Below are 10,002 nucleotides of genomic sequence, written 5' to 3'. Positions count from 1 at the left end.
TGATAACTTTAACTTGGAATCAAAAATTCCAGAAAATATCAATATTAAAATTTTAGAAATTGAAAATCATAGTGTTTTTAAGCGCTGACTAATTATGCTAAAAATTATTCCGAAGAAGATTTGGGAATTTGTCAGTTTAAATTAATTCAGCCCATTAAAAAAGGACTTTTTTTGGAGAATAAAATTCATAATTTAAAATTGGTTGGAGAAAAAGTAAATAATTTAATCATAAAACCAAACGAAGTTTTTTCTTTTTGGAAATTAATAGGAAAACCGAATGACAAAAATGGTTTCAAAAAAGGCAGAAATTTAATCGATGGAAAAGTTTCTGATGATTTTGGTGGCGGCATTTGTCAGTTCTCATCTATTTTATATCATTTAGCTTTGCAAACGGGTTTTAAAATTATCGAAAGACATGCTCATTCTTTAGATATTTATGAGGAGCACGAAAGATTTACACCTTTAGGAGCATATGCTACCGTGGTTTTTGGGTACAAAGATCTTCAATTTCAAAATATTTATGATTTTCCGATACAATTTAAAAGTGAAATTTCGGAAGATGAAATTAAATTGAGTGCTTTTTCCGAAGATAAAATTCACATAAATGAAGTAAAATTTGATTATCACATTGTTGAAAATGGAGTAGAAGTACAAACTTTAGTTGATGACGAATTATTATTTAAAAATTATTATAAACGACTATGAATTACCTCGCACATTCTTATCTTAATTTTTCTGACGAACAAATTGTGGGGCAATTTTTAGAAGATTTTATTCCCAATAAAGACCGATTTTCCTACGATGAAAAGCTGCAGCAAGGCATCGTTTTGCACCGTGAAATTGATACCTTTACGGATGCTCATCCTGCAATTTCGGAAGCAAAGAAGATTTTTAGTCCTTTAGTAAGATTGTATTCTGGTGCTTTTGTAGATGTTTCTATGGATTACTTTTTGGCAAATTCTCTATCAGAAGAAGCCTTGAACAGGCATGCTTTGAATGTGTATAAGGCTTTGCGAAATTATGAACATATTTTGCCAGAAAGATTATTAAAAATGCTGAACGGCATGGAAAAAGACAATTGGCTGTGCAATTATAGAGCAGATTTTGGCATAAAATATTCTATGCAAAATGTCTTAAATAAAGCAAAATATTTAGAAAAAGACCTTCTGGTTTATGATGTTTTTTTGACAAATAAACCTCTGCTGCAAGATTGTTTTGATGTGTTTTTCCCAGAACTTTTGGCTTTTGCAAAATCTATCAACGCTCAATTTCCTAGAATTGATTCTTGAAATATTGATCTGGATAGGTAAGTTTTTGGCTTTTTCTAGTCCCATTTAGCACAAGATGAATAATGTTCATCTGATCATCATACAGATTGTAAAGCATGCTAACCGCAGTTTCTATTTTAGATGGATTGGTGATTTTTTCCGATTCTAAAAAGATGTTTACGCTTTCATTTTCTTCTTGATAGCCGATGTAATTTAGTTTTAAAATTTTACCATCTGCTTTTAATTTTACATTTTTCAAAGCATAATTTTTCAGAGCTTCATTCATTTCATTTTTAAATTTCGCATCTTGAAAGCGAACGATTTTTGAGTTGCCTTTATTCACAGCATTCTCTAAATCATCAATAAAAAATTTTTCAGAAATCTCAAAAGTCTGGGATTTTTTATTAAAATTAAATTCCACAGAACCTACATGGAAAGGATGAACTTCTTTGGTGAAAGAGGTTATTGTGAGGAATAGAATTAGTAGTAAGGATAGTTTTTTCATTTTAATAATTGAGCAATCTTTTTTGGGTCCTGCCTCATTTCAAAGAAAAGCAATACTCGAATCAGTTCTTCACTTTCTTTTCGAAAGTACATTTTTACATGTCGTTTTCCGATTAAAACAGAACAAATATTTTTCTTTTCAATTTTATAGTGTTGGAAATTTCCATTTTTCAAATTTTTCAAAACGATTTCAATATCAGATAAAAATATATCTAATTCAAAGGGTGTCCAAAGTCTTTTTAGAAATTTGATATTTTCTTTTAACGATGATTTTGCTATTTCACTGTAGATAACTTGCATCGTTCTTCTTTTATAAATTTTAAAAATTCATCATGTGATATACAATCTTCATCTTTCAAGGAATCTGCATAGTCACTCAATGCATCAAAAAATTCATCAGGCATTTCTACGTCTTCTACGGTTTCTATATTTTTCTCTAAAATCTTCACACCTTTTAAATTTTCTATTAGTTTTTTAATAAAAGGAAAATCTTCTTTATTTTCTATCTCAATCGTAATATTCATTTGGAGTGATTTTATACAAAGTTAAATTATTTTTCGTAAAATAGTGCATTCAAAAATTTAACCAAAAATGCAGGATTTTTTATTTTATTTTCAATTAGGTTGGGAGCACATCATTACAGATTTTGCCCTAGATCATTTGCTTTTTATATTAATTTTAGGAGTTGTTTTCAGCTTAAAAGATTATAAAAAATTGATGGTATTAATCACAGCTTTCACCATAGGACATTCTATTACTTTGATATTTAGTACTTTAAATTTATTGCAGATCAATAGCAAATTGGTAGAATTTTTAATTCCTTGCACAATTGCAATTACAGCTATTTCAAATTTTGTTTTAGTTGATAAGCCAAAAAAAGAAATAATTTACCAATATATATTTGCCTTATTTTTTGGGTTAATCCACGGTTTAGGTTTTGCAAATACATTGAAAATAATGATATCTAATGAGCAAGATTTGTTTTTACCCTTGCTCGGTTTCAATGTAGGGATAGAATTTGCACAAATAATGGTAATATTTTTTATTCTGTTGATTTTAGAGCTTATTATTAAATTTACTAGCATCACAAAAAAAAGCGTCGTCCTTTTTGTGTCTACTTTTGTTTTAATCATCGCAATTTACATGATGTGGATGAGATTTTATTTTTAAATTAATATTTCTCTGCGTTATTTTCTGTAAATTTGGGAACCTTTTATTATTAATTAACTTTATTTTATGAAAATCAAATTATCATTACTTTCGTTAATGGTTTCTTCCATTGCATTTGCACAAAATATTCAAAACAATCCGGAAAGTAATCACGGAAACAAATTTGAAATGCTTGGCACAATTCTTCCTACACCAAATGTGTATAGAACAGCTTCTGGTGCACCTGGACATCAATACTGGCAACAAAAAGCAGATTACAACATCAATGCTTATTTGGATGAAGATAAACTTAATTTAAAAGGATCAGAAACGATTACTTATCACAACAATTCTCCGGATGATTTAGAATATCTTTGGATGCAATTGGATGAAAATCAGCAATCTAATGTAAAAGATGCCAATTATCAATCTCCTTCATCTTTGCCAAATTCTAGCACAACAGATAGATTGAAAACAACCGATTTGCCTGAAAAAGACAATGGATTTGGTGTGAAAATAGAAAAAATTGTAGATGCAAATGGTAAAGCTTTACCGTACATCATCAATAAAACAATGATGCGCATAGATTTGCCACAAATATTGAAATCTGGCGAGAAAATTACCTTTAAAATAGATTGGAACTACAATATTCCTAATAGAATGAAGCAAGGTGGACGTGGCGGTTATGAATTTTTTCCAGAAGATGGTAATCATATTTTCACGATGACGCAATGGTATCCTAGAATGTGTGTTTATAGCGATTTCAAAGGTTGGCAAAACAATCAATTTACCGGAAGAGGCGAATTTGCTTTGGTTTTTGGAGATTTTAAGGTAAGTATGAATGTACCTGCAGATCATATTGTAGGTTCTACAGGAGAAAATGTAAATTATCAGTCGGTTTTGACGCCTGCACAATTTGCCAGATACAAAAGCTCAGAATCTTCTAAAGAACCCGTGGAAATTGTAACACTTGAAGAGGCAAAAAAATCTGAAAAGAATAAATCTAAAGAAAGGAAAACCTGGGTTTATGATGCCAAAAATGTGAGAGATTTCGCCTGGACATCTTCTAGAAAGTACGTTTGGGACGGAATGCAAACCGTAATTCCAGAAAATAAGCAGAAAGTAATGGCGATGAGTTTCTATCCAAAAGAAGCCTATGGTTTGTACAGAAAATATTCTACAAAAGCTATTGTACATACCATACAAACCTATTCAGATTTCACAATTCCCTATCCTTATCCAGTTGCACAGTCTGTAGAAGCTGCAAATGGAATGGAATATCCGATGATTTGCTTTAATTATGGAAGAACAGAAAAAGATGGAACCTATTCTGAAGCTACAAAAAACGGAATGTTAGGCGTTATCATTCACGAAGTTGGGCACAATTATTTTCCAATGATCATCAATTCAGACGAAAGACAATGGTCTTGGATGGATGAAGGTTTGAATACTTTCGTAGAATATCTAGCCGAAGAACTTTGGGATCCAAATTTCCCAAGCAAAAGAGGGCCAGCTCATACCATCGTAGATTATATGAAATTGCCAAAAGATCAATTGGAACCAATAATGACGAATTCTGAAAACATCAATCTATTTGGACCAAATGCTTATTCTAAACCTGCAACAGGCTTAAACATTTTGAGAGAAACCATAATGGGAAGAGAACTTTTTGATAAAGCTTTCAAAACTTATAGCAAAAGATGGGCATTTAAACATCCAGAACCTGCAGATTTTTTCCGCACAATGAATGATGCAAGTGGAGAAAATTTAGATTGGTTTTGGAGAGGTTGGTTCTACGGAACAGATCCTGTAGATATTGCTTTAACGAAAGTGAGTATCGCCGAAGCAGATTTTAATACAGATCCAAAACCTAGAGAAATAAGCTATACAGTAGATAAACCGCTGAAAAACGATTTTACAGATATTTCTAAAGTTAGAAACAAAGCCGACAAAAATATTACGTTCTACACAGATAAAGATAAAGAAACTCAAGATTTCTATTGGAGATACAATCGTGGTTTAGAAAAAGTAGATACCACTATCAAAAAATCTATCACCGTAGATAATTTTGAGAAAGCAAGCAAAAAAGACGAGGAAAGTTTAAAAAACATCAAAGCCTATCAATTAGATTTTGAGAATAAAGGTGGTTTGGTAATGCCAATCATTTTAGAATTTACCTTCGAAGATGGCAGCAAAAAAACGGATAAAATACCGGCTCAAATCTGGAGAAAAAATGAAAAACAAGTTTCCAAAACCTATTATTTCGACAAGAAATTAGTTTCCGTACAATTAGATCCAATGAAAGAAACTGCGGATATTGATACTACAAATAATTTCTGGGGAGGAACTTCTGAACCAGCTTCTAAATTTCAAGTATTTAAACAAAAAAATGGAGAAGTGAGTAGAGGTGCAAGTAAAGGAACTATAAACCCAATGCAAGCAGCTGGAAAAACAAAATAATATTTTAGACATTTCAAAATAAAAAGAGGAAACCGATTTGGTTTCCTCTTTTTTTTGTTGCTTTCATTATTGTAAGATTGCGCCTCAAAGCGCATTCTGTCAATCTATAGTGAAAAGACGCATTTAAATAAGTGTTTTTTTTCTCATAGAGTGCGCCTCTACACGCATTACTACTTCACAATCTTCATTTCATCAATAAGCCATTTACTATCGGCATATTTATCTATGATGAAAAGAATGTATTTAGTATCCACCATAATATTTCGACTGAAACGCGGGTCAAAATTAATGTCACTCATCGTTCCTTCCCATTGTCTATCGAAATTTAATCCAATTAAATTACCTTTTGCATCCAATGTTGGACTTCCAGAATTACCACCAGTTGTATGGTTGGTTGCAGTAAAATTTACTGGAACTTCACCGGTTGCATCTTTATAAATACCATAATCTTTAGCATTATACAAGTCCATTAGTTTTTTAGGAACATCAAATTCATAATCACCAGGAACGTATTTTTCCATTACGCCAGATAAAGTAGTTTGGTAGCCGTAATTTACTGCATCTCTAGGATTAGAACCTTTTACTTGTCCATAAGCTACACGTAATGTAGAATTGGCATCAGGAAAGAATTTTCTATCCTTATCTGTAGCCATCAGTTGCGCCATGTACGTTTTCTGTAGCACATCTATTTTGTCTTGGTAGTCATTGTATTTTCCATCCACATTTGTCATGTAAGATTTCTTTAAATCATTTGCTAAAATATAAAAAGGGTCTTTCTTTATTTCAGCTACAAATTTTGGATCATTCAAAATACCAGCCAGGTCTGTATAAGCCGTTTTTCCGTTTAGTTTTCCTCTACCAGAAATAATGGATTTTTTAGATAAAATTTCCATGCTTGCTAAATTCTTATTCGCATCAGAATATGCATTAAATTTAGCTGGAAGATAACTCGCGTTATTATTTTGCTGATATAAAGCTAAAACTTTTGCGGTTACTTTTGCATCTAATTCACCATCATAATCTTTGTAGAAATTAGATAAAATGTCTACATATCTTTTTTGTATGTCTGCAGTCATTTTGCCATCTTCTTTAGCTTCCACAAAGTTGATATAGTAATTTGCCAATCGCAATGTTTCTGCGTTTCTCGTTACTTCACCGTAGTAAGCATTATTTACAGCGTATGGCGATTGTGCTTCATACAAGCGATTCAATTCCGCCAAAGTAGCCTTCATCTCAGGATTTTTAGCTGTAAGCATTTGCTCATATTTTAGCTTTTTCCCAACTGCGTCAGATTTTTTCAAACCTTCCACTTCGCCAATCCATTTTTTCCAATAGTTGGCAACAGATGCATATTTAGACGCGTATTTTATTTTTGTTGCAGGATCTGCACGCATTTTTTCATCTAAAGTTTTTAGCGCAACATCTCTTACCGCAATTCTGGCAGGATCCGTATCTGTCATTACTTTATCAATCGCAATCGACGGCAAATATTCTGTAGTTCTACCTGGAAAACCGTAGATAAATGTGAAGTCATTTTCTTTTTTATCCTTCAAAGAAACCGGTAAGAAATGTTTTGGCGTGTAAGGCACATTATCTGGCGAATAGTCTGCGGGTTTATTATTTTTGTCTGCGTAAATTCTAAACATAGAGAAATCACCCGTGTGTCTTGGCCAAACCCAATTGTCTGTATCAGATCCAAATTTCCCGATGGATGTTGGCGGTGCACCAACCAAACGAATATCTTTAAAAGTTTCTATCACATAAGCGTAATATTTGTTGCCATAATAAACTGGCTTAATACTCACTTTTTGGTAAGATTCTGTTTTAAAGGATTTAGAAACAGCCTCAATATTACTTTTAATAACGTTTGCCATTTCCGCTTCAGTCATTCCAGCTGTATTTCCTAGAACTTCCTTGGTCACATCTTTTATATCCACTATAAAATCTACAGTAACACCTGGATTCGTTAATTCGCCTTGCATATTTTTCGCCCAAAAACCATCTGCTAAATAATCTTTTTCAACAGTAGAGTGAGATTGAATTTGCCCGTAACCACAATGGTGATTGGTCAATAAAAGCCCTTTTGGCGAAATGATTTCGGCTGTGCAACCACCGTTAAATTGAACCACCGCATCTTTAATGGATGGTTTATCTGTGCTCCAAATATCTTTTGCGGAAATTTTCATTCCCAGAGATTTCATTTCTTTCTCATTTATTTCTGTTGGAATCCACATGCCACCGTATTGTTGGGCGAATGCGAAAGCAGAATTAAAGAAAATTGCTGCGACTATAATCTGTCTTTTCATAAATTATTTTTGATTGGTCTAAAATAAGGAATTTTAAATTGTTGCTAAAATTTTAAATAAAAATCTGTATCTACAAATATTTTAGAGCTTATTTGGGCGCCATGAACTTCGTTCGTAAACTTCAATTAAAGCCTTCGCTTCAATTTCGTTTATGCCTTCCGTTCTCAAAACGAGGAACGAGTTTCGATGAATCAAATAAAAATTTATAAAAAAAACTGAATCAATCTTTTTTTTTCAAAATGTAAAAAAAAAGGATTTCCACTCAAGTCGGGGCGCAGATTTTCGCATATTTAAAGATTATTGATAAGTTCGAAGTAAATATAAATATTCTGTGATATCCGTGAGCTAAAATAGCAGAATTAAAACTTCATCTTCTGAATCCGCACAGCATTCAAAATCGCTAAAAGTGCCACACCAACATCCGCGAAAACCGCTTCCCACATAGTCGCCAAACCACCTGCACCAAGAATTAGGACAATGGCTTTTACGCCAAATGCAAGACCGATATTTTGCCAAACAATCTTTTTGGTTGCCTTTCCAATCTTAATTGCCATAGCAATTTTTGAAGGTCTATCGTCTTGAATTACAACATCTGCAGTTTCCACCGTGGCATCGCTTCCCAATCCGCCCATTGCAATTCCAACGTCAGAAAGTGCGACAACTGGCGCGTCATTTACACCATCACCAACAAATGCCACACTTTGTCCTGTAGCAATTATTTTCATCAATTCTGAAACTTTGTCTTCAGGTAAAAGACTTCCAAAAGCATTTGGAATTCCTAATATTTTAGCTACTTTTTCTACCACTGCAGTTTTGTCACCGCTCAACATGGTTACATTAATTCCTAGATTTTTTAGACTACTAATGGTTTCTTGCGCGTCTTCTTTTATCTGATCCGCAATCGTGATATAGCCGCTAAATTTCCCGTCAAAAGCTGTGGCAACAATTGTTTCGGGAATGTTTTCTAAATTTTTATCATAATCGATATTGAATTTTTCTAGTAATTTAAAATTACCCGCCAAAAATTCTTTTCCATCAAAAGTGGTTTGCAAACCATGTCCAGCAATTTCTGAAACTTCCCCGATATTTTGAGTATGATCAATTTCGCCGGCAAATTCATGAATTGCCGTTGCAATTGGATGGGTAGATTTACTTTCTATTAAATTTAATTTATTCAGAATATCTATTTGCTCAAAACCATCAGTAATTTTCACTTCCTGAACTTTGAAAACACCTTCCGTCATCGTTCCCGTTTTATCCATCACCACATGTTGAATATTTGCCAAAATATCCAAGAAATTGCCACCTTTAAATAAAATTCCATTCTTACTTGCCGCGCCAATTCCCCCAAAATAACCGAGCGGAATACTAATCACCAAAGCACATGGACAAGAAATTACGAGAAAAACTAATGCACGATACAACCAATCTCTAAACTGATAATCGGCCACAAAAAAGTAGGGTAGAAGCGTTATTAAAATTGCCAAGACAACTACAATTGGCGTATAAATTTTTGCAAATTTCGAAATAAAAAGTTCGGTTGGCGCTTTTTGCGATGAAGCATTTTGCACCATTTCCAAAATTTTTGAAAGCTTGCTATCACTATATTCTTTGGTAACTGCAACTTTGGAAACAGAATTCAAATTGATCATTCCGGCATAAACTGGATCGCCTTTTTTCTTAGAATCTGGTTTGCTTTCTCCCGTTAATGCAGCGGTATTGAATATCGCTTTTTCAGAAATTAATTCTCCGTCCAAAGCTAATTTTTCGCCTGGTTTTAATTGAATAAAATGACCAATTTTCGCATGTTCAGCTTTAATGACTTTAGGAATATCGTTTTCTAAAATAGTCACTTCATCTGGTCTTTGATCTAAAAGCGATTTAATATCTCCTTTTGCTCTTCGAACTGCTAGAATTTGAAAATTTTCACCAACGCTGTAAAAAAGCATTACTGCAACACCTTCTGGATACTCGCCAATAACAAAAGCACCAACAGTGGCAATCGTCATTAAGAAAAATTCTGAAAAGAAATTGCCTTTTCTAATGCTGAAAAAGGCTTCTTTTAAAACCGGAAAACCAACTGGAATATAGGCTATAGTGTAAAGAATTATTTTAAAGGTTTCTGTAAACCAGGCAGGTTTCATTACGTATTGTAAAAATAAACCGATTGCCAATAATACCGCGGAAATAATTGCAGGCAAAAATAATTGACCTAAACTACCATCTAAATTCTCGTGAGAATGATCGTGACCATCGTGGTTGTCGTGATTTTTATTTATTGGTTGCTCTTCTGTAGAGCAGCAAACTTGTGACAT

9 protein-coding genes are annotated in these 10,002 nt (G+C 33.0%); 4 read left to right on the top strand and 5 right to left on the bottom strand.

Features of this window, described 5'->3' with window-relative positions; translation table 11 throughout:
• Window positions 1-171 precede the first annotated feature (171 nt).
• Both HNQ03_RS13780 and HNQ03_RS13775 read left to right on the top strand, forming a co-directional pair.
• A complete protein-coding gene (locus HNQ03_RS13780) occupies window positions 172-705 on the top strand; it encodes a VanW family protein (protein WP_173780276.1) in 534 nt (177 codons plus the stop codon).
• A complete protein-coding gene (locus HNQ03_RS13775; RefSeq protein WP_173780275.1) occupies window positions 702-1,289 on the top strand; it encodes an acyl carrier protein phosphodiesterase in 588 nt (195 codons plus the stop codon). Before HNQ03_RS13780 ends, HNQ03_RS13775 begins: the two co-directional genes overlap by 4 nt.
• Here HNQ03_RS13775 and HNQ03_RS13770 read toward each other — a convergent pair.
• Genes HNQ03_RS13770 through HNQ03_RS13760 form a run of 3 tightly spaced genes read right to left on the bottom strand, consistent with a single transcriptional unit; the run spans window position 1,273 to window position 2,296 of the window.
• Window positions 1,273-1,773, bottom strand: coding sequence for a DUF6702 family protein (locus HNQ03_RS13770; RefSeq protein WP_173780274.1), 501 nt, complete (start codon window positions 1,771-1,773; stop codon window positions 1,273-1,275). The two genes, HNQ03_RS13775 and HNQ03_RS13770, sit on opposite strands and share 17 nt — an antisense overlap.
• A complete protein-coding gene (locus HNQ03_RS13765; RefSeq protein WP_173780273.1) occupies window positions 1,770-2,072 on the bottom strand; it encodes a hypothetical protein in 303 nt (100 codons plus the stop codon). Before HNQ03_RS13765 ends, HNQ03_RS13770 begins: the two co-directional genes overlap by 4 nt.
• Complete coding sequence (locus HNQ03_RS13760; RefSeq protein WP_173780272.1) at window positions 2,048-2,296, bottom strand: hypothetical protein; 249 nt, start codon at window positions 2,294-2,296, stop codon at window positions 2,048-2,050. The genes HNQ03_RS13765 and HNQ03_RS13760 overlap by 25 nt, the downstream gene beginning before the upstream one ends.
• A gap of 67 nt (window positions 2,297-2,363) precedes the next feature.
• Here HNQ03_RS13760 and HNQ03_RS13755 point away from each other — a divergent pair, with 67 nt between their 5' ends.
• Together HNQ03_RS13755 and HNQ03_RS13750 are read left to right on the top strand one after the other, a co-directional pair.
• Complete coding sequence (locus HNQ03_RS13755; protein WP_173780271.1) at window positions 2,364-2,942, top strand: HupE/UreJ family protein; 579 nt, start codon at window positions 2,364-2,366, stop codon at window positions 2,940-2,942.
• A gap of 66 nt (window positions 2,943-3,008) precedes the next feature.
• On the top strand, window positions 3,009-5,381 hold the full coding sequence (locus tag HNQ03_RS13750) for a M1 family metallopeptidase (RefSeq protein ID WP_173780270.1): 2,373 nt from the start codon (window positions 3,009-3,011) through the stop codon (window positions 5,379-5,381).
• 170 nt (window positions 5,382-5,551) lie between these two features.
• Here the strand turns inward: HNQ03_RS13750 and HNQ03_RS13745 are convergent, their stop codons facing one another.
• The gene (locus HNQ03_RS13745) at window positions 5,552-7,687 is read right to left on the bottom strand and encodes a S46 family peptidase (RefSeq protein WP_173780269.1); all 2,136 of its coding nucleotides are present in this window, start codon (window positions 7,685-7,687) and stop codon (window positions 5,552-5,554) included.
• A 359-nt stretch (window positions 7,688-8,046) separates the two neighbouring features.
• Window positions 8,047-10,002, bottom strand: a complete 1,956-nt coding sequence (locus HNQ03_RS13740; protein WP_173780268.1) for a heavy metal translocating P-type ATPase — start codon at window positions 10,000-10,002, stop codon at window positions 8,047-8,049.

The sequence above is a fragment of the Frigoriflavimonas asaccharolytica genome, assembly GCF_013294015.1.
Lineage (GTDB): Bacteria > Bacteroidota > Bacteroidia > Flavobacteriales > Weeksellaceae > Frigoriflavimonas > Frigoriflavimonas asaccharolytica.
This window is presented reverse-complemented; position numbering and strand designations above follow the sequence as displayed.